Raw genomic sequence first — 21156 nt, 5'->3', positions numbered from 1 at the left:
GGACGCGATACGGTGGCCGCATCGCGTGGCACATAGTGCAGGATGAACGTCATGAAAATCGACCACCCGCTGCCCGTGCCCGTTCGGGAAATCGAGCACCTCGAGATCCCGATGCCGGACGGCACGCGCCTCGCGGCGCGTATCTGGATGCCGGACGGGGCGGAGCGTCAGGCCGTGCCCGCGATTCTCGAATACATCCCCTATCGCAAGAACGACAAGACGCTGGAGCGTGACCATGCCCGCGCGCCGTGGATGGCGGCGCAGGGCTATGCCTATGTCCGGGTCGATCTGCGCGGAACGGGCGAATCCGAGGGGGTGATGACCGACGAGTATACCGAGATCGAGCTTCAGGACGGATGTGATGTCATCGCCTGGATCGCCGATCAGCCCTGGTGCGATGGCGGTGTCGGGATCGTGGGCATTTCCTGGGGCGGCTTCAACGGCCTGCAACTGGCGGCCCTGCGCCCCCCTGCGCTCAGGGCCGTGGTGTCGATCTGTTCGACCGACGACCGCTATGCCGACGATATCCATTACATGGGCGGCACCATGCTGTGCGACCACCTGTCCTGGGCGTCGGTGATGTTCGGGATCAACACGCTGCCGCCCGACCCCGAGCATGTCGGCGATCGCTGGCGCGGGATGTGGGAAGAGCGGCTCGACGAGTCGGGCTTCTGGCTCGAGACATGGATGGAACACCAGACGCGTGACGCGTTCTGGAAACACGGGTCGGTCTGCGAGGATTTCGGCGATATCGAGGTGCCCGTCTATGCCGTCAGCGGCTGGGCCGACGGCTACTGCCGCGCTGTCTTTCGGCTGGTCGAGAACCTCGAGGGTCCGGTCAAGGGGATCGTGGGCCCCTGGTCGCATCGCTACCCGCATGTCGGCGCACCGGGCCCGGCGATCGACTGGCTGAGCGAGGAAACCCGGTGGTGGGATCAGTGGCTCAAGGGCATCGACACCGGCATCGCGGATGAGCCGCCCCTTCGGGTCTATCTTCAGGATCACGCCGTACCCAGAACACATTACGAGCATCGGGACGGGCACTGGATCACCGAACCGGCATGGCCCTCGCCGAAGGTCGCCCGGACTGACTTTGCCCTCGGGTCCGACGGACGGCTGTCGAGCGCCGGGGATGTGCCCGGTGGCTGGCTGACCATCGCCTCGCCGCTCTGGGTCGGGTTTCAGGGCGGCAAGTGGTGCTCTTACGCGCTGCCCGGCGATCAGCCGGGCGATCAGCGCAGGGACGACGCGGGCAGCCTGTGCTTCGAGACGGAGCCGCTGGCCGAGCCGGTGCACATCGTGGGCGACGCGATCCTGAGACTGACATTCATCTCGGACCGGCCTGTCGCGCAGGTCGCCGTGCGCCTGATGGACGTGGCCCCCGACGGGGCGGCAACCCGGGTCAGCTACGGTTTGCTCAATCTCACCCATCGTGACGGGCACGAGCATCCCGAGCCCCTGACACCGGGGCAGACCTACACGGTCGATGTGCCGATGAAGCACGTTGCCCAGACCTTCCGCGCGGGCCATCGCATCCGGCTGGGCCTGTCAACCAGCTACTTTCCGATCGCCTGGCCCGCACCCGAGCCGGTAGAGCTGCGGGTTCTGACCGAGCAGAGCACGCTCAGCTTGCCGCTGCGAGACGGCGACTACAGCGATGCGGCACCGTTTGATCCGCCGCGCGCTGCGGTGCCCCTCGAGCAGGCGGTCGAGACGCCCGCGACCGCGGAATGGAACGTGATGGAGGATCGGACCACCGGGCGCGTCACGGCGGATATCCGTGTCCACGAGGGCGCGGCGCATATCATCCGGCACGGTCTGACGCATTCCGCCGAGTGCACCGAGCGCTATTCCATCCTGCCGGGCGATCCAACGTCCGCCGAAGGCGAGGTGACCTGGGTGCATGAGATGCGGCGGGACGACTGGGTCGTGCGGACTGTGACGCACACGCACCTGTCTTGCGACAGCACGCATTTCCACCTCCGCGCGCGGATGCAGGCATTCGAAGGCGATACCTCTGTTCGCGACAAGACCTATGTCGCGACCATCCCGAGACACGCCGTCTGACGCGCGAGCACCGACCACGGGCAGGCTAAGCTGGCTCGAAGAGAGCCCATGAATTGCCGTGACCGTGTCAATCTGCATTCAGAACTGACCGAGTGCGATTATCCAAACCGGACCACCCGATGAGGCATGCCAGTGGAAAAAGCTTTTTGGCTTCTGGAGGATCGGACAGATTAGCCAGCTGGATCAAGGTTTTGATTACTTGTAGTGCGCACGTCGTGTGCAATCCAAAGTGAAGGCCCGCAAAGCGGACCAGATCAGCTATACGTTCAAGCTTTGGTGACAAATGGAAGATACTTCCGCACCGGGTGCGCTGTGACAAGAGGTTATGAGCGGGAAGAAAGGTGACTTGAAACTTTCAGCTCACCCTTAACATCTTGATATAAAATGTGATTGCAAAAATATATGGTGCCCGGGGGCGGAATCGAACCACCGACACGAGGATTTTCAATCCACTGCTCTACCCCTGAGCTACCCGGGCACGGGTGAGGGTCTGGCCCTCGGGTGGGCGTGTCTTAGGCGAGCGTGGGCGGGCTGTCCAGAGGCTTCGCGCGATTTCAGTGCGGTTTTTGCGCTTCGTTTTCCGCCGCTTCCACGGCCTCGGCGATCTCGTCGGGATCGTCAGACGGCACGCGGTATCCCTCGGCGAACCACTTGCCAAGATCAATATCGGCGCAGCGGCGCGAGCAGAACGGGCGATAGCGCGCCACCGTCGCCTTGCGGCAGATCGGACAGCTCATCGCATCACCTCGGCAAGCGGGATGCGCGCGCGCTGTCGCTGCAACTCGTAATGGCCGAGCGGGGTCCATCCGGCCAGAACCGTCTCCACCTCGTCGCGGCGGAACGCGGCGCGCAGCGCGTCCTCGAACACGCGGCGGTCTTTCTTCGGCATCGGCGCGAGGTCGAGCGTGATTTGCCCGCCGAGGCCCCGCAGCCGCAACTGCCGCGGCAGGTCGCGCGCCAGCGCAAGGTTGGCCTTGAGACCGGCAGCGGGGCTGGTGTCGGTGCCGGTGTTCACGTCCACCGCGATGAGCGCGCGCGTCGGCTCGACAAAGGCACTCGCGCCACCCGGCAGTGTCATCCTCGGCGTGCAGAGATCGTCGATCCGCTCGAGAACCCCGAGCTCCGCGAAACAGCCGGGCTCGCGGCCCAGCTCGTCGGGCAGCGGCCAGTCGCGCCACGCGCGGGCATGGGGACCATCCCCCTCGAGCAGCTTTTCCGGCCCACGCCCCTCGGCGTCGCTCTTCACCGCCTCGGCCACCTCGCGCATCTGCGCGATATCGGCGGCGATCTCGTCATCCCCGGCGCTCTCGCAGGCCGAGCGCAGGATCAGCCCCATGCCACTCCCGCCCATTGCCTCCGCCGCGATCGCGTGGAGCCGCGCGCGCGTTTCCTCATCGCGGATCGCGCGCGAGACATTCTGCCCCGGCGCCTCGGGGGTGACGATGGCATACCGGCTCTTGAAGAGTATCCGCGCGGTGACCGGGATTGCCTTGCCCGGCTCGGCATGACCCGTCACCTGGACGAGCAGCGCCTGCCCCGGTGTAATCCCCTTGACCTGCCGCAGGAAAGCATTGCCATCAGGCGTGCGCAGGAACAGCCCGCCCTGCCCCTTGACCGGGCGGTCCGCGATGGCGCGATAGATGGTGCCCGGACGGGGAGTTTCACCGTCGATGAGAAGATCCTCGAGCCGACCACCATGCATCAGCGCCGCCGCCTCGCGACCGCCAAGGTGATCGAGCGCGACAGTGATGCGTTCCGTCATGCTCCGGCCTCCCACATTGGGTAGCCTGCGGCCTGTAACAGCCCGGCGGTTTCAGTCAGCGGCAGCCCGACGATGCCTGTGAACGATCCCGATATCCACGCCGCAAATGCCCCGGCCATTCCCTGGATGCCATAGCCACCCGCCTTGCCCTGCCACTCGCCGGAGGTGAGATAGGCGTTGATCTCCTCGTCCGAGAGCCGCTTCATCTTCACCGCGCTCACCACGTCGCGCTGCCACAACCGCTCGCCGCGCCGCACCGCCACCGCGGTGATGACCCGGTGCCGCCGCCCCGAGAGCGCGTGAAGGAATTGCGCCGCCTCGCCCACATCGGCGGGCTTGCCGAGGATGCGGCGGCCCATGGCGACAGTGGTATCGGCGGCGAGCACGATGTCATCCGTGTCAGCTTCGACAGCCCGCGCCTTTTCCCGAGCCATGCGCGCGCAATAGGGGCGGGGCAACTCGCCCTTACCGGGGGTCTCGTCGATCTCGGGCGGGCGGATCGCATCGGCGATCACGCCGATCTGCGCCAGCAGGTCGCTGCGGCGCGGGCTGCCCGAGCCGAGGATCAAGCGCATCGAACCGCGCTTACTTGAAGCGGTAATTGATCCGACCCTTGGTCAGATCGTAGGGGGTCATTTCCACCTGTACCTTGTCGCCCGCAAGAACCCGGATCCGGTTCTTGCGCATCTTGCCTGCCGTGTGCGCGATGATCTCATGGCCGTTTTCAAGCTCGACCCTGAATGTCGCGTTCGGCAGGAGTTCCTTGACGACACCGGGAAATTCGAGCGTGTCTTCCTTGGCCATGGTCTCTCCTTGCACATAAATTCCGCCCTCGTGCGGAACGCGCCTTTAAATGCGCCCGTTTCCCGCGATTTTCAAGGTCTAATCAGCGCAGGCGCACGGGTGTGACCGTGGCGTCACGACCGGCTTGATCGTCCCAGTGACGGCGGTTGAGCACGACGCCATCGGCGCGCACATGAGCGACGGTGCCGAGGTCCACCTCTGCCACGGTCCATCCGGGGCGGTTGAGCGTGCCCTCGGCGATCACGCCGGTGGGCGGAAAGCCGGTATCGGGTGGGCCGAAGATGCCGCCCATGCCGGTATTAGCATCAACCGCCGGTGACCAGGCCGCATCCCCCACCGTCGAGGCCATGACGGTGACGCATTGCGCCTCGAGCGCGCGGGCCATCGCACCGATGCGAACGCGGGAATAGCCGGTGAGCGCCTCGGTGCAGGACGGGGCGAGGATCAGGTCGGCGTCGCTCAGCGCGCGGCCCAGCAGGGGAAACTCGCAGTCATAGCAGATCAGAACGCCGATTTTCCCAAGCGCAGTGTCGAAGAGCCGCAGCGGCCCGCCGGGCGCCACGCCCCACTCCTCGCGCTCGAAACGCGTCATGATCTGCTTGTCCTGATGCCCACGCGCGCCGGTCGGGGTGTAGAGCGTGGCGCGATTCACAGGCCGGTCGCCGAGTGCGGAATCGAAGACCGGGGCCGATGCACCGAGGATGTGCAGCCCGTGGCGCGCAGCCAGATCGGCATGAAGATCGCCCGCATCCGTCATCACGGCATCGACTGCGTGCAAAGACCGCTCCAGGTCACCCGCGGCCTCCGCGCCCGAAAGCATCGCAAGCTCCATCGCCCCGTATTCGGGAAAGACGGCGAGATCGGCACCTTCGGCCGCCGCCCGGCCCACCCAGTCCGACAGCTTCGCGGCATACTCCGCCCATTGGCTGAGCGGATCGAGGGGATAGGCGGCGGTGGCGATCTTCATGGCGGTCGACTCCGGGTTGTGGTGTCTTCCTTCCATATCGCCCGCATGCGGGCACGTCGAGCAATTGCCGCCATGTGCCGCACCGTGCTACGCTCACGCGAACGAGGCAGGGCAGCCCGGCACATGAGAAGAACGGCACTCCGGAAATACCAGCGGCTAGAGGCGGCGGGGCTGTGGCGGCCTGAGCCGGGCGCACAGCGGCTCGATGTCGTCGTGTCGCTCGGCGAGGCGACGCTCACCATCACCGATATGCGCGACCGCGTGCAGGCGCACTGGTCACTGGCGGCCATAGCCCGTGCAAATCCCGGTGCGTCCCCTGCGCTCTATCACCCCGATGCCGATCCCGGCGAGACGCTTGAGATCGCCGAGGGCGAGGACGAGATGATTGCCGCCATCGAGATCCTGCGCACCGCCATCGCGCGCCAACGGCCAAGACCTGGGCGCCTGCGCTTTGCCGGGATGGCGGTGAGCCTTCTGGCGGTGGTTCTGGTTGTCACGCTCTGGCTCCCGGGGGCCGCGCGCGATCACGCGTTGCGCGTCGTGCCGGAGGCCAAGCGCACCGAGATTGGGCAGGCGTTGCTCGATCACGTCTTCCGGGTGACAGGGCCGCCCTGCCGGACGCCGGGCGGCGCGGGTGCAGTCGCCGCTCTGGAACAACGGCTGCCGCCGGAAGATGGGCGCGCACGGCTCGTGGTGGTGCGCAGCGGTGTCCGTGACGCGCTGCGGCTGACCGGCGGCACAACGCTTGTCAACGCCGATCTTGTCGAGGATCACGACACGCCGGACGCGGTGGCCGGTCACATCATCGCGGCACATCTGCGCGCCGAAGCCCGCGACCCGCTCGACCGGCTTCTGGCCGACGCCGGGCTGTGGGAGGTGCTTCGGCTAATGGCCACCGGAAGCCTCAGCGACGAGACCTTGCGCGCCCATGCCGAAGCGTTGCTCAGGAACCCGCCTGAACCGCCGCCCAACGATGCGCTGATCGCTGGGTTTGCCCGCTGGCAGGTACGCGCCACGCCCTACGCCTATGCCCGCGACATCACCGGCGAGACGGTCCTCGGCCTGATCGAGGCCGATCCCTTCGCGCGTGACGCCGATCTGCCCCCCATCCTGAGCGACGGCAACTGGCTGCGTCTGCAGGGTATCTGCGGGGGGTGAAGCCTGGACGGCGACAAGGGGGAAGGGTGTCTTGTCCCGCTCGGTTATGGTATCCTGGCATCGGCCAAAGACCAGTTCGCCCCGCAGTTCCAGGCATTCACGCAAAGCCGGTGATGAGTTGCCGCAGGCCGAGCGCCGCCCCTGCGAAGATGGCAGCCAACGTGACCGGCGCGCTCAGCGCCAGCACCGAGAACGCCGACATGCCCTGCCCGATCGAGCAGCCCACAGCGATCACCCCGCCAAAGCCCATGCAAACCCCGCCGAGAATCTGGCGGCGCAGTTCGCGCGGGTCCTCGCACGCCTCCCAACGGAAATGGCCCTGGACAAAACTGCCCAGGAGCGCCCCCGCCAGCACGCCGAAAACCGAGGCAACGCCAAAGCTGATGCCGGTTCCGCTGCTGGCGGTCATCAGGTAGAGGATCGTATCTCCCAGCGGGGCCGAAAACGTGTGCGAGATCACCTCCTGCGGGGCGAAGCCGTGGGTAGCCACATGCGAGGTCACCGCCCAGCCCGAGGCAATGGCGAGTCCGACTGCCGAGCCCCAAAACACCGCGCGCCGATTGGCGAGGAACGGACCCGACGCCAGCGCCATCACCGCGATGCCGAACGACAGGCCAAGCCCTGCCCAGACCAGCGGTAGCCCGGTAAGCGTGGACACAACCTCGGCATAGCTGCGGGTCTGCCAACCAAGGCTGGTGGCGTCGGTCAGGGCCACGCGTAGCGCCGCCAGCGGACCCGACATCATGACATAGGCCGAGATGCCCATCACCAGTACGATGACGAAGGCCCGCAGATCGCCACCGCCCAGCCGCGCCAGCGCACCGTGGCCGCAATTCCCGGCGATCGACATGCCATAGCCGAAGAGCAGCCCGCCAACCACGCTGGCAAGCGGCGACCACGGCGTGCGCCAGTAGACATTCGCGCCGATGTCGAAGAGGCCCAGCGCTGCCATGCCGAACCCCGCCACCCCGGCAAAGCCGATGGCCAGCCCCCACATCCGCAGGCGCGTGTCACTACCTTGGTAGAGCAGGTCCTCGATCGCACCCAGCGTACAGAACCGCCCGATCCGGGCCGCAAGCCCCAGAAGGATACCGCCACCGAACGCCACCAGCGCGATGAGGATCGGATCGGGAATGTCGGTGGCCATTACGCTTCCTCCCTCCGCCCGGCGCCACGACCCCTGTCACGCAGTGTGGCAGAACAGGTCATACACCACCGAGAGCATTCTCCTGGTGCGCTCGTCTGTCAAACGATAATAGATCGTCTTGCCCTCACGTCTCGGAGTGACCAGCCCCTCCTGTCGCAGCCGCGAAAGCTGTTGCGACACCGCCGCCTGCCGCGCGGACAGCAGCGTTTCAAGCTCGGAGACGGATTTCTCGCCGGTGGCAAGGTAGCACAGGATCATCAGCCGCCCCTCGTGGCTGATCGCCTTGAGAAACTCCGCCGCGTTGCAGGCGTGGCGGTGAAAATCGTCAAGGCTTTGCGGGGTGATGTCCATCGGCTCAGGTCCGTCAATTGGGTGGGGTCACGGCAGGGACGTGGCCTTGGGATGCGCGTCAAGAAGCTGGCCGAGCAGGAACCAGAAGAACTCGTCGCCTGCGTAGCCCTCGATCCGGCCAAGCTCGCGCCCGTCGTCGATCAGCACGAAGGTGGGCGTGAACACTGGCCGCGAGGTGAACTCGACATTCTCCGGCAGGTCATTGATCTGCGCGCGGCGCAGCGGCGCGCGGGTGGCCTCGTCGGTCTTGGGATAGATCGGGCCGATCTCGGCGTTCCAGCGCTCGCACCAGTGACAGCCGTGCCGCTCAACCATCAGCAATTCCGCCGCGTGCGGCACGCCGGGCAGGGTGGCTAGGATCAGACCGAGAATGAGGACGGGCACGCGCATGGGCGCTCCGATTGACGGATGTTCAAAAACATATGATAGTTTGAATGTGAATCTGTTGCAACCTTCCCGGGGTCCCTGATGTTCGATGTCTCCTTGCTGAGTGCCTTTCTTGGTGGGCTCGTGGTGTTCTTTTCGCCCTGCGTGCTACCGATCGTGCCGTTCTACCTCAGCTACATGGCGGGGGCGTCTGTCTCTGCGGTAACGGCTGAAGGCGCCATTCCAGCGGGAGTGCGGGCGCGTGCCTTCGCCGCCTCGGTGATGTTCTCGGCGGGGATCATCACGGTTTTCGTCCTTCTGGGTGCTGCTGCCTTCGGGCTGAGCCAGGCGTTTCGCGCGCATCAGACAGAATTTCGCGCAGTGGCTGCGCTCATCGTACTGGTGATGGGGTTGCACTTCCTGGGCGTGCTGCGCATCGGCTTTCTCAATCGCGTGTTCCAGATCGAGGCGGGCGAGACCAAGGGCATGTCGGTGATGGGCGCATATCTCGTCGGCTTTGCCTTTGCCGCCGGCTGGACGCCCTGCGTGGGCGGCGTGCTGACTGCGGTGGTGTTCACCGCGAGCACCGAGGCCACGGCGATCAAGGGGCTGGGGCTGATGCTTGTCTTCGGGCTTGCCATGACAACGCCGTTCATGGTGGCGGCGCTGTTCATCGGGCCGTTCCTGCGCTTCGTTGCGCGATTTCGACAATACCTGCCGGTGGTGGAGAAGGCGATGGGCGCATTGCTAATCGTTTTTGCCGTTCTGATCGCCACCGACAGCGTCAACTACATCGCGCAATGGATGCTCGAGGCCTTTCCGGTCTTTCAGAAAATCTAGGGAGGAGATGACATGACACGATTCCTGAGCCTGATGGCGGCGCTCCTGCTAGCAGTGCCGGTCGCCGCGGCGGAGCTTGGCGATGACGGGCTGCACAAGACCGACTGGATGCGCGAGACGTTCAAGGACTTGCGTGAGGATCTTGCCGAGGCCAATGCCGAGGGCAAGCGCCTGATGCTGATCGTGGAGCAGCGCGGCTGCATCTACTGCACAAAGATGCACGAGGAGGTGTTTCCGCGCGCCGAGATCGCAGACTATATCCGCGAGAATTATTTCGTGGTGCAGATCAACCTGCACGGCGATATCGAGGTGACCGATTTCGACGGGGAATCACTGAGCGAAAAACAGGCCACGCGAAAGTGGGGCCTGCTGTTCACTCCGTCGATCCTGTTCCTGCCCGAGGAGGTGCCGGAGGGGCAAACCGCGGCCGAGGCAGCGGTGGCGATGATGCCCGGCGCATTCGGCCCACAGACTACGCTCGACCTGCTGACATGGGTGAGAGAAGAGCGATACGCGCTTGATACGGATGAGGATTTTCAGAGGTATCACGCACGGATGATCGAGCAGCGCGCTGCCGCTAAGTCGGAGTGAACACGGCCAAACATGAGCGCGCGAATACATCAAATTCAATAATCAGAATTTAATGTTGTGTGCTCACGCGTTTGTGTTCTATGATATACTGAATTCTGAATGTGTTAGGGAGGACGCATGAGACGCAATATTATTACCCTGGCCCTCGCCTGTGCGGCCTCGGGCGCCGCGGCGGCGGAGGTTGCGCCCGGCAACGTGGCCTTCGAGGTAGGCGCTGTGACGCAGTCGCTGACCGGACAACCTGGCGATCCGGTTCGGGGGCGCGAGGTGGTCGGGACGAAGTCACTCGGCAATTGCGTGGCGTGCCACGTCAATACCGAGATGAGCGACGTTCCGTTTCAGGGCGAAATCGGCCCGCCCCTCGACGGGGTCGGCGACCGCTGGAGCGAGGCGGAACTGCGCGGCATCGTCACCAACGCCAAGATGATGTTCCCCGGCTCGATGATGCCGTCCTTCTACAAGGTCGACGGGTTCATCCGCCCTGGCAACGCCTATACCGGCGACGCGGCAGACGACAGCTTTGGCCCGCTTCTGACCGCACAGCAGATCGAGGATGTGGTCGCCTACCTGCTGACCCTCAAGGAATGATACCGCGCCCGCGCGCCGGGCGGCCTGTAAAGGAGAAAGACGAGATGACACTGACAAGACGCAGCGTGATGGTGATGGGGGCGGGCGCGTTCGTGGCCTTCGGCCTGCCGATGCGGGCGACCGCCGCCGCCGAGGACCGGATCGCCGAGTTCACCGGCGGGGCGGAAATGGGCAGCGAAGGCATCACCCTGACCGCGCCCGAGATCGCCGAGAACGGCAATACCGTGCCGATCGAGGTGGATGCGCCCGGCGCCGAGGCGATTCTTGTGCTGGCAACGGGCAATCCGACGCCCGGCGTGGCCGAGTTCAAATTCGGCCCGCTGGCTGGATCGCAGAGCGCCTCGACCCGCATCCGGCTGGCCGGAACGCAGGACGTGGTGGCGATCGCCAAGATGAAGGACGGCTCGTTCGCCAAGGCATCGAGCAACGTCAAGGTCACCATCGGCGGCTGCGGCGGCTGAGGCAGAGACAGGAGACTAGGACAATGGCAGACAACGTCAGACCCCGCGTGAAAGCACCGCGCAAAGCCAAGGCCGGTGAGGTGGTTACCATCAAGACCCTCATCAGCCACCCGATGGAATCGGGCCAGCGCAAGGACAAGGATGGCAACACCATCCCGCGCTCGATCATCCACCGCTTCACCTGCGAGTACAACGGCGAGATGGTCGTCGACGTGGCGATGGAGCCCGCGATCTCGACCAACCCGTATTTCGAATTCGAGGCCGTGGTGCCCGATGCCGGTGACTTCAAGTTCACCTGGTACGACGACGACGGCTCCGTCTACGAAGAGACCAAGAGCGTCGCGCTGGCCTGATCGGCCTCATCGTCAGGGAGGGACGAACATGAAAAGAACCGCAGCCATAACGGCGCTACTGGGCGCGATCACGGCGGGGGCGGCCTGGGCCGAGCCCGCCGAGGATAAGCTGACCATCAATGGCGAGATCGAGATGACCACCTGGACCGAACCCTCTGCGGTGGTCGAGGGCGCCCTGCCCGAGGTGATCTCGGGCTGGCACTTCCGTGGCACCGAGACCCGGGCCATGCAGTCGGACGATTTCGACAATCCCGGCATGATCTTCGTCGAGGACGCGATGGCGGCCTGGGACGAGGTCGAGGGCGAGGCAGGCAAATCCTGTGCAAGCTGCCACGGTGACGTGGAGGACAGCATGAAGGGCGTGCGCGCGGTCTATCCCAAGTGGAACGAGACCGCGGGCGAGGTCCGCACGCTGGAGATGCAGGTGAATGCCTGCCGCACCGAGAACATGCAGGCCGAGCCGCTGAAATATACCGGCACCGACATGACGAGCATGGTGGCACTGATTTCCTCGGTCTCGCGCGGTCTGCCCGTCAACGTGGCCACTGATGGCCCGGTGGCCGAGACGTGGGAGCAGGGCAAGAAACTCTACTACACTCGTACCGGCCAACTGGAGCTGAGCTGTGCCAATTGTCACGAGGACAATTACGGCCGCATGATCCGCGCCGACCATCTTAGCCAGGGGCAGATCAACGGCTTCCCGGTCTATCGGCTGAAAAACACCAAGCTGAATTCGGTGCATGCCCGGTTCAAGGGCTGCGTGCGCGACACCCGCGCCGAGACCTACAAGCCCGGCAGCCCCGAATTCGTGGCGCTGGAACTCTACGTCGCGAGCCGCGGCAATGGCCTGTCGGTCGAGGGACCGTCGGTCCGCAACTGATTCGAGAACCCCGCCGGGCGCTGCCCGTGCGGGGTTTTCTTCAAGCTGAAACATTCAAAAAACCGCATGGGTTTCATGCGGAACGTGGAAAGGCCCGACATGATCTCGCGTCGCGATTTTCTTCAAACGAGCATGGCCGCGTCGGCCATCCTTGGGGCATCGTCCTTTGGCAACTGGGCCAAGCTGGCCGCGCAACAGGCGCTGACGCAGGACCAACTTTTGCAGTTCGACACATTCGGCAATGTGAGCCTCATCCACATCACCGACATTCACGGACAGCTTAAGCCGATCTACTTCCGTGAGCCGTCGATCAATATCGGCGTGGGCGACAACAAAGGTGCCGTTCCGCACGTCACCGGAGCCGACTTCCGCAAGCTCTACGGCATCGACGATGGCAGCCCGTCGCATTACGCCCTGTCCTCAGGTGATTTCAGCGCCCTCGCGCAGGCCTATGGCAAGGTGGGTGGACTGGACCGCATGGCCACAGTCATCAACGCAATCCGCGCCGATCGCCCTGACGCGATCCTGCTCGACGGCGGTGATACCTGGCACGGCTCCTACACCTGCTACCACACGCAGGGGCAGGACATGGTCAACGTGATGAACGCGCTCAAGCCGGATGCGATGACCTTTCACTGGGAATTCACCCTGGGCTCCGCCCGGATGCAGGAACTGGTCGAGGGCCTGCCTTTCGCCGCGCTCGGGCAGAACATCTTCGACGCCGAATGGGACGAGCCCGCCTCGGATCTCTACCCTCCTTACAAGTTCTTCGAGCGGGGCGGCGCCAAGATCGCCGTGATCGGTCAGGCCTTCCCCTACATGCCGATTGCCAACCCGGGCTGGATGTTCCCCGAATATTCTTTCGGTATCCGCGACGAGAACATGCAGGACATGGTCGACGAGGTGCGCGGGCAAGGGGCCGACCTGGTGGTCGTGCTCAGCCATAACGGCTTTGACGTGGACAAGAAGATGGCGGGCATCGTCAGCGGTATCGACGTGATCCTGTCGGGTCACACCCATGACGCCCTGCCCGAGCCGGTGCTGGTGGGTGAGACGATCATCGTGGCCTCCGGCTCCAACGGCAAATTCGTCAGCCGCGTCGATCTCGACGTGCGCGATGGCCGCATGATGGGCTTCCGCCACAAGCTGATCCCGATCTTCTCGGACGTGATCGCACCGGACAAGGAGGTGGCCGCGCTCATCGACGCCGAGCGCGCACCGTTCAAATCCGAGCTGGAAGAGGTGATCGGCCAGACCGAAAGCCTGCTCTACCGGCGCGGCAATTTCAACGGATCGTGGGACGATCTCATCTGCGAGGCGCTGATCGAGGAGCGCGAGGCGGATATCGCCATGTCGCCCGGCGTGCGCTGGGGTCCGAGCCTCATCCCCGGGCAGGACATCACCCGCGAGGACATCTTCAACGTCACCTCGATGACCTATGGCAAGGCGTATCGCTCGGAAATGACCGGCGAATTCATCAAGGTCATTCTCGAGGACGTGGCCGACAACATCTTCAACCCCGACCCCTATTACCAGCAGGGCGGCGACATGGTGCGCATCGGCGGTATGGGCTACCGGATCGACATCAACCAGCCGCAGGGCAGCCGGATCAGCGACATGACACTGCTCAAGACCGGCGAGGCCATCCACCCCGAGAAGAATTACGTGGTCGCCGGTTGGGCCAGCGTCAACGAGGGCACCGAGGGGCCGCAGATCTGGGACGTGGTCGAGAGCCATATCCGCAAGCAGGGCACCGTGCGTGTCGCACCGAACGAGAGCGTCAAGGTTATTGGCGCGTAAGAGCATGTTGAAAGGAGGCATTGGCAATGTCTGAATTCTTCAAGGGCAAATCGACCTCGCGCCGCGCTTTCCTGCGCGGCAGCGTCGCTGCGGCGGCGGGGGCGGTGACGGCGGGTGCGGCGAAGGCTGGTCCCGATCCCCTCATCACCGAGGTGCAGCCCTGGGCCACTGGGCTGGGTGACGGGGTGGATGCCACGCCCTATGGCCTGCCCATCGAGTACGAATCCGACGTGGTGCGCCGCAATGTCGAGTGGCTGACCGCCGACACGATCTCCTCGATCAACTTCACGCCGATTCACGCGCTCGACGGCACGATCACACCGCAGGGCTGCGCCTTCGAGCGGCACCATTCGGGTGCGATTGATCTGAAGAAAGAGGATTATCGCCTGATGATCAACGGGCTGGTGGATACGCCGCTCGTGTTCACCTATGCCGATCTCGAACGCTTCCCGCGCGAGAACCACGTCTATTTCTGCGAATGCGCCGCCAATACCGGCATGGAATGGGCGGGTGCGCAATTGAACGGCGCGCAGTTCACCCACGGCATGATCCACAACATGGAATATACCGGCGTGCCGCTGCGCACCCTGCTGGAAGAGGCCGGGCTCGACGTGGCGGGCGATCTGCAGGACAAGTGGGTCTATGTCGAGGGCGCGGATGCGTCCTCCAACGGCCGCTCGATCCCGATGGGCAAGGCCCTTGGCGATTGCCTCGTGGCGTTCAAGGCCAATGGCGAGGCCCTGCGCAAGGAGCATGGCTACCCCGTGCGCCTCGTCGTGCCGGGCTGGGAAGGCAACATGTGGGTCAAGTGGATCCGCCGGATCGAGGTGACCAATAGCCCGGTGGAAAGCCGCGAGGAAACCAGCAAGTACACCGATACGCTGGCCGACGGCACAAGCCGCAAATGGACCTGGGTGATGGACGCCAAATCGGTCGTCACGAGCCCCAGCCCGCAAGCGCCGATCACCCACGGCAAGGGCCCGCTCGTCATCACCGGCCTCGCATGGTCCGGTCACGGCGCCATCACCCGCGTGGATGTCTCGAAGGATGGCGGCAAGACGTGGGAAACCGCCCGGCTGGCCAAGGAAGGCGAGGCCAAGGCGCTGACCCGGTTCTACCTCGATACCGAGTGGAACGGCGAGGAGATGCTGCTGCAAAGCCGCGCGATGGACGAGGCCGGCTATATCCAGCCCACCAAGGCGCAGCTACGCGAGGTGCGCGGGCTCAACTCGATCTATCACAACAACTGTATCCAGACATGGTGGGTGCGACCGAACGGGGAGGCGGAAAATGTCGAGGTTTCTTAAGTTTACCCTGGTCGCGGGCCTGACCATCAGCGTCACCGCCACAGCCGTCTGGTCGGGCGAATACGGCCTTGGCCGCCCCGCGCTGCCCGAGGAGGTCGCCGCCTGGGATGTGAATGTCATGCCCGACGGGCGCGGCCTGCCCGAAGGGTCGGGCGACGTGTGGACCGGCGAGCAGGTGTTCATCGAGAACTGCGCGGTCTGCCACGGGGATTTCGCAGAAGGCGTGGGCAACTGGCCCAAGCTCGCCGGCGGCGAAGGCACGCTGGCCAACGAGGACCCGCTCAAGACCGTGGGCTCCTACTGGCCCCATCTCTCGACGGTCTGGGATTACGTGAACCGCTCGATGCCCTTCGGCAATGCGCAATCGCTCAGCCCCGACGATGTCTACGCGATCACCGCCTATATCCTCTATTCCAACTTCCTGGTTGAGGACGATTTCGTGCTCAGCCACGAGAACTTCGCCGAATTCGAGATGCCCAACGCGGACGGCTTCATCGTCGATGACCGCGCCGAAACGGAATACGCGACCTGGCATGGCGAGCCGTGCATGGAAAACTGCAAGGACAGCGTCGAGATCACGATGCGCGCCGCCGTCCTCGACGTGACGCCGGAGGAAGCGGGCGCCGAGGCGGAGGAGGCCGCCGCCCCCGCCGCCGAGGAACCGCCTGTCGAGGTGGCTGCCGCCGAGCCGGAGACCGCCGCCGCCCCCGATCCCGAACTGGTGGCCGCCGGTGAAAAGGTGTTTCGCCAATGCAAGGCCTGCCACATGGTGGGCGACGGCGCCAAGAACCGTGTCGGCCCGCAGCTCAACGGGGTGATGAACCGCGCCGCAGGGGCGGTGGACGGGTTCAAGTATTCCTCCGCGCTTCAGGACATGGCCGCCGACGGTCTGGTCTGGAACGAGGAGAATCTCGCCGCCTTCCTCGCCGATCCGCGCGGCTTCATGAATGGGACGCGCATGGGCTTTGGCGGCCTGCGCTCGGACGAGGATATCGCGGCCATCACTGCCTATCTCTCGACTTTCGGAGAATAGGCCGTTGCGCCCGCTGCTGCCCGCCTTGACACTCGCCGCACTGATCGTCGCGGGCGGCACTCGGGCAGACCTGATCGGCGATGCCGAAAAGGGCGCGCGGCACTTCAACGCGTGCACGGGCTGTCACGAGGTCGGCAATGGGGCCGAGGACCGCATCGGCCCCCATCTCAACAGCCTTTTCGGGCGGCGCGCAGCCGCGCACGAGGGCTATCGCTATTCCGCCTCGATGGAGCGGGCGGGCATCGATGGGCTGACATGGACGCTGGAGACGCTCGACGCCTATATCGCCAATCCGCGCGCGCTCGTCTCCAAGACGCGGATGAGCTATCGTGGCCTGAAGGACGACCAGGCGCGCGCTGATCTGCTAGCTTTTCTGCGCCAATTCTCGGACAACCCGGCAAACATCCCCGAGGCCGCGCCCACGGCTATCGGCACCGATCATTCGGTCGCCCCCGAGATCCTCGCGATCCAGGGTGACCCGGACTACGGCGAATATCTCAGCAGCGAATGCGTGAGTTGCCACCGCGCCGATGGCAGCGCCGAGGGCATCCCCTCGATCACCCGCTGGCCAGAGCAGGATTTCGTTGTGGCGATGCACGCCTACAAGGAAAAGCTGCGTCCCCATCCGGTGATGCAGATGATGGCCGGGCGCCTGTCGAACGAGGAGATCGCGGCGCTGGCGGCCTATTTCAAGGACCTCGAATAATCGGGGGCCATTCAAGGGAGGAGACATTGTGACTTTGAACCGACGCAAATTCATTGCCGTTGGAACCGCTGCGGCTGCCACCCTCTCGGCGCCTGCGTTGCTGGCTGACGGGCACGGCAAGCCACGCGTCGTCGTGATCGGCGGCGGCTCGGGCGGGGCCACGGCCGCGCGCTATATCGCCCGCGACAACAAGGGCGAAATCGACGTCACGCTGGTCGAGCCCACGCGCAGCTATTTCACCTGCTATTTCTCCAACCTCTATATCGGCGGCTTCACTGACCTCGAAGATATCAGCCACACCTATGGCACCCTGGCCGCGAAATACGGGATCAACGTGGTGCATGACTGGGCGGTGGACGTGGATCGCGATTCCAAGACAGTCAGCCTCGCCGGCGGCGCGGTTCTGCCCTATGACAAGCTGATCCTCAGCCCCGGCATCGACTTCGTCGAGGATGCCGTGCCGGGCTGGTCCGTGACCGAGCAGAACAAGATGCCCCATGCCTACAAGGCCGGATCCCAGAGCGAGCTTCTAAAGGCGCAGATCATGGCCATGCCAGAGGGCGGGCGCTTTGCCATGGTGGCCCCGCCCAACCCCTACCGCTGCCCGCCGGGCCCCTACGAGCGGATCTCGATGGTGGCGCATGTGCTGAGCCAGGTGAACCCCACCGCCAAGATCCTCGTGGCCGACCCCAAGCCCAAGTTCTCCAAGCAGGCGCTGTTCGAGGAGGGATGGCAGCGGCACTACAGCGGCATGATCGAGCGGATCGGCCCCGATTTCGGCGGCGAGAACGTGAGCGTTGACCCGGAGGCGATGACCATCGACATAGATGGCATGGTCGAACAGGTCGATGTCTGCAACGTGATCCCGGCGCAAAAGGCAGGGCGCATCGCCGACATGGCGGGCGTGACGGAGGGGAATTGGGCCCCGGTGAATGCCGCCGACATGTCCTCGAAGATGGACCCGGACGTGCACGTGCTCGGCGACGCCGCCGCGCAGGGCGACATGCCCAAGTCCGGCTTTGCCGCCAATTCACAGGCCAAGGTCTGTGCAATGGCGGTGCGCGGGGCGCTGACGGGCTCCAAGGTGTTCCCGGCCAAGTTCACAAACACCTGCTGGTCGCTCATCGCCGAGGATGACGGCGTCAAGGTAGGCGCGACCTACGAGGCCACGGAGGAAAAGATCGCCAAGGTGGACGGCTTCATCTCGCAGACCGGCGAAGACGCCGCGACGCGCAAGGCCACCTACGAAGAATCGGTGGGTTGGTATTCGGGGATCACCACGGACATGTTCAGTTGACCGGCGCGCGAACGCCCGTCTTATAAAGGAGTAAAGGAAATGAAACAGACAATTCTGGCCGGGGTTTTCGGCCTCATGGCGCTGCCCGCAATGGCGCAGGAGGCGGTGACCTATCCATTCAACGGCACATTCGGCGATGCGACATTCGCGGTCGAAAGCGCCATCCTCGACCGGGGGCTGGTGATCGACCTCACCAGCCATGTGGGCGACATGCTCAACCGCACCGGCACGGATGTGGGCAGCGACGTCAAGATCTTCGAAGCGGCGGACATCTTCCTGTTCTGCTCGGCCACCCTCTCTCGCGAGGTGATGGAGGCCGACCCGATGAACATCGCGCATTGCCCCTATGGCGTCTTTGTCGCGGAACGTGAGGGAGAGGTGATGGTGGGCTATCGCACCTACCCCGAGGGCGAGATGCAGAAGGTCCAGGCGTTTCTCGACGAGATCGTGCAAGACGCGCTGGAATAAGGCCTCCGACCGGGCCGCGCAGGCGGCCCGGTTGACCTGACTCAAGGCAGGCAGGCCGCGTGCAGGCCAGACCCGTGCAAGACCATGTGAAAGGCCCGCGATGCTGGAAACACTGATCGACACCTACGGGGATGGGGCCGTGCTGGCGATGGCCGGCGCGCTTGTCGGCGTGATCTTCGGGGTGGCGGCACAGCATTCGCGCTTTTGCCTGCGGGCAGCGACAATCGAGGTGGCCGAGCGCCATCTCGGCCCCCGCCTGTCGATCTGGCTCATCGCGTTCTCCGCCGGGGTGCTCTCCGTTCAGGGGGCCATCGCGATCGGGGTTCTCGATGTGAGCCAGTCGCGTCAGCTTGCCGCCACCGGTAGCATGTCCGGGGCAGTCATCGGCGGATTGATGTTCGGCGCGGGCATGATCCTCGCGCGCGGCTGCGCGAGCCGCCTGCTGGTGCTCTCCGCCACGGGCAACCTGCGCGCATTGATCACCGGGCTGGTCCTGACCATTGTGGCACAATCGGCGCTGCGCGGGGTCCTCTCGCCCGCACGCGAGGGGCTGGCGCAGCTCTGGACGGTGCCGGGGGGCGAGGCGCGTGACCTGCTGGCGCATCTGGGCCTGACGCACGCCACGGCGGCGACGCTGGCCGCTCTGGCGCTGATGGCCGGTGTCATGCTGGCGCTGATGCGCCATGTACGGGTGAGCCATGTTCTGGCCGGGATGGGCGTCGGATTGGCCATCGGACTAGGCTGGCTCGCGACCTACGCGGTCTCGCAGACGTCTTTCGAGGTGATCGCGATCTCCTCGGTCACCTTCACCGGCCCCTCCACCGACACGCTGATGGGGCTGGTCAACAGCACCTCGCTTCCCCTCGGATTCGGCGTGGGGTTGGTGCCGGGTGTGTTCGTCGGTGCCGCCTCGATGGCGCTTGTCACCCGCGAGTGGAAGATCGAACGCTTCGGCCCCGACACACCGATGGAGCGCTATCTTCTGGGCGCGGTGCTCATGGGGTTCGGCTCGATGCTGGCGGGGGGCTGCGCCGTGGGCGCGGGCATGTCCGGTGGTGCGATCTTTGCGCTGACAGCTTGGATCGCAGTCACCGCGATGTGGCTGGGCGCGATGGCCACGCATCTGCTGATGCTGCGTCCCACCCGGCGGGCAGCGCCGGGTTAGACGGCGCACCGGGGGTATTGCTGCCAAGACGAAACCCGTTCCGGTTCACGCGATTGCCCGGCTTTTTCCTGGTTCAAATACTCTGCCCGAGCACCGCTCTCATTCCCATTCCATCTGCTCGTAGACGCGACCCGCGTTCTTGGTGGCCAGCTCCTCGAACGTGTCGAGATGCGCGTAGGGGGACTGGTCCACGTAATAGGCATCGGCGAGGTCACCGCCCGCATCGAGATGCTCGGCGATGCGCGCGCGCAGATACTCGAGATAACCCTTCGTGTAGCGACGCACCTGGTCCATGTTCGTGGGGTGGCCATGTCCGGGGATTACGTAGGTGGCGTTTAGCGCCTCGAACTCGGCATCCCAGGTATCCAGCCAGTCGCGCGTGATCGTCTCGGGAAAGATCGGCAGCATGCGCTCATGAAACGCCATGTCGCCGGAGATGACGAGGCTCTGTTCCGGCAGCCAGATCACGATATCGCCGGGGCTGTGCGCGGGGCCCAGGTGACGCGCCTCGATCCGATACGCGCCCATCTCCAGCAGGTAGTCGCCGGCAAAGGTTTCGGTGGGCATCACCACCTCGGTCCCCTCGGCGCGTTCCTTGGTGACGCGGCGCGCGGCCTCCAGCGACGAGCCGCCGTAGCGCTCGATCTCGTGCAGCGCATCCTCGTGGGCGATCACCGGTACGCCCTGTTCCACCCAGTAGGAATTGCCCAGCATCGCGTGGCCCTGCCCGTTCTCGTTGAAGACATGGGTCACGGGTTGATCGGTGATCACCTTGATTTCGTCGTGCAGGGCCTTGGCCAGCCCGTAGGAGGCACCGCCGTTGATGACCACGACGCCCTCGCCGGTGACGATGAAACTCAGGTTGTTGTTGTGGCCCGCGTTCTCGTAGGTGGGCGGCGCGGTGGCGCCTATGGCGGACCAGATACCGGGGATGAACTCCACCGGTTTGGAATAAAGCAGCGAGCCGGGATACTGGTCGGCGATATCCTCGCTGGCAAGCGCGGGGGTGGCGGCGAAAAGGGCGGCTATGAAGAGGCTGCGCATC

24 protein-coding genes and 1 tRNA gene are annotated in these 21156 nt (G+C 64.9%); 15 read left to right on the top strand and 10 right to left on the bottom strand.

Annotated features, from left to right (window positions below; all coding sequences use genetic code 11):
- Positions 1-51: 51 nt before the first annotated feature.
- Entirely contained in the window at positions 52-2067 is a 2016-nt protein-coding gene (locus CRJ03_RS16895) for a CocE/NonD family hydrolase (protein ID WP_104020043.1), read from the top strand.
- 403 nt (positions 2068-2470) lie between these two features.
- Here the strand turns inward: CRJ03_RS16895 and CRJ03_RS16890 are convergent.
- The 6 genes from CRJ03_RS16890 to CRJ03_RS16865 form a co-directional block, all read right to left on the bottom strand.
- A tRNA-Phe gene (locus CRJ03_RS16890) sits at positions 2471-2545 on the bottom strand.
- A gap of 76 nt (positions 2546-2621) precedes the next feature.
- A complete protein-coding gene (locus tag CRJ03_RS16885) occupies positions 2622-2804 on the bottom strand; it encodes a DNA gyrase inhibitor YacG (RefSeq protein WP_104020042.1) in 183 nt (60 codons plus the stop codon).
- Positions 2801-3829 (bottom strand): ribonuclease E/G, encoded by a 1029-nt coding sequence (locus CRJ03_RS16880; protein WP_104020041.1) that lies wholly within the window; start codon positions 3827-3829, stop codon positions 2801-2803. Before CRJ03_RS16880 ends, CRJ03_RS16885 begins: the two co-directional genes overlap by 4 nt.
- Complete coding sequence (locus CRJ03_RS16875; RefSeq protein WP_104020040.1) at positions 3826-4404, bottom strand: Maf family protein; 579 nt, start codon at positions 4402-4404, stop codon at positions 3826-3828. Before CRJ03_RS16875 ends, CRJ03_RS16880 begins: the two co-directional genes overlap by 4 nt.
- Before the next feature lie 10 nt (positions 4405-4414).
- Positions 4415-4633, bottom strand: coding sequence for a translation initiation factor IF-1 (gene infA, locus CRJ03_RS16870; RefSeq protein ID WP_005978431.1), 219 nt, complete (start codon positions 4631-4633; stop codon positions 4415-4417).
- 82 nt (positions 4634-4715) lie between these two features.
- Complete coding sequence (locus CRJ03_RS16865) at positions 4716-5600, bottom strand: carbon-nitrogen hydrolase family protein (protein ID WP_104020039.1); 885 nt, start codon at positions 5598-5600, stop codon at positions 4716-4718.
- 123 nt (positions 5601-5723) lie between these two features.
- Here CRJ03_RS16865 and CRJ03_RS16860 point away from each other — a divergent pair, with 123 nt between their 5' ends.
- On the top strand, positions 5724-6758 hold the full coding sequence (locus CRJ03_RS16860; RefSeq protein ID WP_104020038.1) for a hypothetical protein: 1035 nt from the start codon (positions 5724-5726) through the stop codon (positions 6756-6758).
- Between the two features lie 97 nt (positions 6759-6855).
- Here CRJ03_RS16860 and CRJ03_RS16855 read toward each other — a convergent pair whose 3' ends face one another.
- From CRJ03_RS16855 to CRJ03_RS16845, 3 genes are read right to left on the bottom strand one after another with little or no spacing between them, the layout of a single operon-like run.
- Positions 6856-7905, bottom strand: coding sequence for a YeeE/YedE family protein (locus CRJ03_RS16855; RefSeq protein ID WP_104020037.1), 1050 nt, complete (start codon positions 7903-7905; stop codon positions 6856-6858).
- A 36-nt stretch (positions 7906-7941) separates the two neighbouring features.
- A complete protein-coding gene (locus CRJ03_RS16850; protein ID WP_104020036.1) occupies positions 7942-8256 on the bottom strand; it encodes an ArsR/SmtB family transcription factor in 315 nt (104 codons plus the stop codon).
- A gap of 27 nt (positions 8257-8283) precedes the next feature.
- Positions 8284-8646 carry a thioredoxin domain-containing protein gene (locus tag CRJ03_RS16845; protein ID WP_104020035.1) on the bottom strand — a complete coding sequence of 121 codons (363 nt, stop codon included), beginning with the start codon at positions 8644-8646 and terminating at the stop codon, positions 8284-8286.
- Between the two features lie 78 nt (positions 8647-8724).
- Here CRJ03_RS16845 and CRJ03_RS16840 point away from each other — a divergent pair, with 78 nt between their 5' ends.
- The 13 genes from CRJ03_RS16840 to CRJ03_RS16780 all read left to right on the top strand — a co-directional run bounded on the left by CRJ03_RS16840 (position 8725) and on the right by CRJ03_RS16780 (position 20111).
- Positions 8725-9462 carry a cytochrome c biogenesis CcdA family protein gene (locus CRJ03_RS16840; RefSeq protein WP_104020034.1) on the top strand — a complete coding sequence of 246 codons (738 nt, stop codon included), beginning with the start codon at positions 8725-8727 and terminating at the stop codon, positions 9460-9462.
- Positions 9463-9474: 12 nt separating this feature from the next.
- Positions 9475-10053, top strand: a complete 579-nt coding sequence (locus CRJ03_RS16835; RefSeq protein WP_104020033.1) for a thioredoxin family protein — start codon at positions 9475-9477, stop codon at positions 10051-10053.
- Between the two features lie 117 nt (positions 10054-10170).
- Entirely contained in the window at positions 10171-10641 is a 471-nt protein-coding gene (gene soxX, locus CRJ03_RS16830) for a sulfur oxidation c-type cytochrome SoxX (protein WP_104020032.1), read from the top strand.
- A 44-nt stretch (positions 10642-10685) separates the two neighbouring features.
- The gene (gene soxY, locus CRJ03_RS16825) at positions 10686-11102 is read left to right on the top strand and encodes a thiosulfate oxidation carrier protein SoxY (protein WP_104020031.1); all 417 of its coding nucleotides are present in this window, start codon (positions 10686-10688) and stop codon (positions 11100-11102) included.
- Positions 11103-11125: 23 nt separating this feature from the next.
- The gene (gene soxZ / locus CRJ03_RS16820; protein ID WP_104020030.1) at positions 11126-11455 is read left to right on the top strand and encodes a thiosulfate oxidation carrier complex protein SoxZ; all 330 of its coding nucleotides are present in this window, start codon (positions 11126-11128) and stop codon (positions 11453-11455) included.
- Between the two features lie 28 nt (positions 11456-11483).
- Complete coding sequence (soxA, locus tag CRJ03_RS16815; protein WP_104020029.1) at positions 11484-12335, top strand: sulfur oxidation c-type cytochrome SoxA; 852 nt, start codon at positions 11484-11486, stop codon at positions 12333-12335.
- 99 nt (positions 12336-12434) lie between these two features.
- Complete coding sequence (soxB, locus tag CRJ03_RS16810) at positions 12435-14135, top strand: thiosulfohydrolase SoxB (protein WP_104020028.1); 1701 nt, start codon at positions 12435-12437, stop codon at positions 14133-14135.
- Between the two features lie 26 nt (positions 14136-14161).
- Positions 14162-15442 carry a sulfite dehydrogenase gene (gene soxC / locus CRJ03_RS16805; RefSeq protein ID WP_104020027.1) on the top strand — a complete coding sequence of 427 codons (1281 nt, stop codon included), beginning with the start codon at positions 14162-14164 and terminating at the stop codon, positions 15440-15442.
- Positions 15426-16475: a c-type cytochrome gene (locus CRJ03_RS16800; RefSeq protein ID WP_104020026.1), complete on the top strand. Its 1050-nt coding sequence runs from the start codon at positions 15426-15428 to the stop codon at positions 16473-16475. Before soxC ends, CRJ03_RS16800 begins: the two co-directional genes overlap by 17 nt.
- A 25-nt stretch (positions 16476-16500) precedes the next feature.
- Positions 16501-17181 carry a c-type cytochrome gene (locus tag CRJ03_RS16795; protein WP_240611706.1) on the top strand — a complete coding sequence of 227 codons (681 nt, stop codon included), beginning with the start codon at positions 16501-16503 and terminating at the stop codon, positions 17179-17181.
- A 28-nt stretch (positions 17182-17209) separates the two neighbouring features.
- On the top strand, positions 17210-18478 hold the full coding sequence (locus CRJ03_RS16790) for an NAD(P)/FAD-dependent oxidoreductase (protein ID WP_104020024.1): 1269 nt from the start codon (positions 17210-17212) through the stop codon (positions 18476-18478).
- A 39-nt stretch (positions 18479-18517) separates the two neighbouring features.
- On the top strand, positions 18518-18946 hold the full coding sequence (locus tag CRJ03_RS16785; RefSeq protein WP_104020023.1) for a DUF302 domain-containing protein: 429 nt from the start codon (positions 18518-18520) through the stop codon (positions 18944-18946).
- A gap of 100 nt (positions 18947-19046) precedes the next feature.
- On the top strand, positions 19047-20111 hold the full coding sequence (locus tag CRJ03_RS16780; RefSeq protein ID WP_104020022.1) for a YeeE/YedE family protein: 1065 nt from the start codon (positions 19047-19049) through the stop codon (positions 20109-20111).
- Positions 20112-20210: 99 nt separating this feature from the next.
- Here CRJ03_RS16780 and CRJ03_RS16775 read toward each other — a convergent pair whose 3' ends face one another.
- A complete protein-coding gene (locus tag CRJ03_RS16775) occupies positions 20211-21155 on the bottom strand; it encodes an MBL fold metallo-hydrolase (protein WP_104020021.1) in 945 nt (314 codons plus the stop codon).
- Position 21156: the final 1 nt, after the last annotated feature.

The organism is Roseovarius nitratireducens, assembly GCF_002925845.1.
Taxonomy (GTDB): Bacteria; Pseudomonadota; Alphaproteobacteria; order Rhodobacterales; family Rhodobacteraceae; genus Roseovarius; species Roseovarius nitratireducens.
Note: the sequence above shows the minus strand (reverse complement) of the source record. Positions and strands in the feature narration are given on the sequence as shown.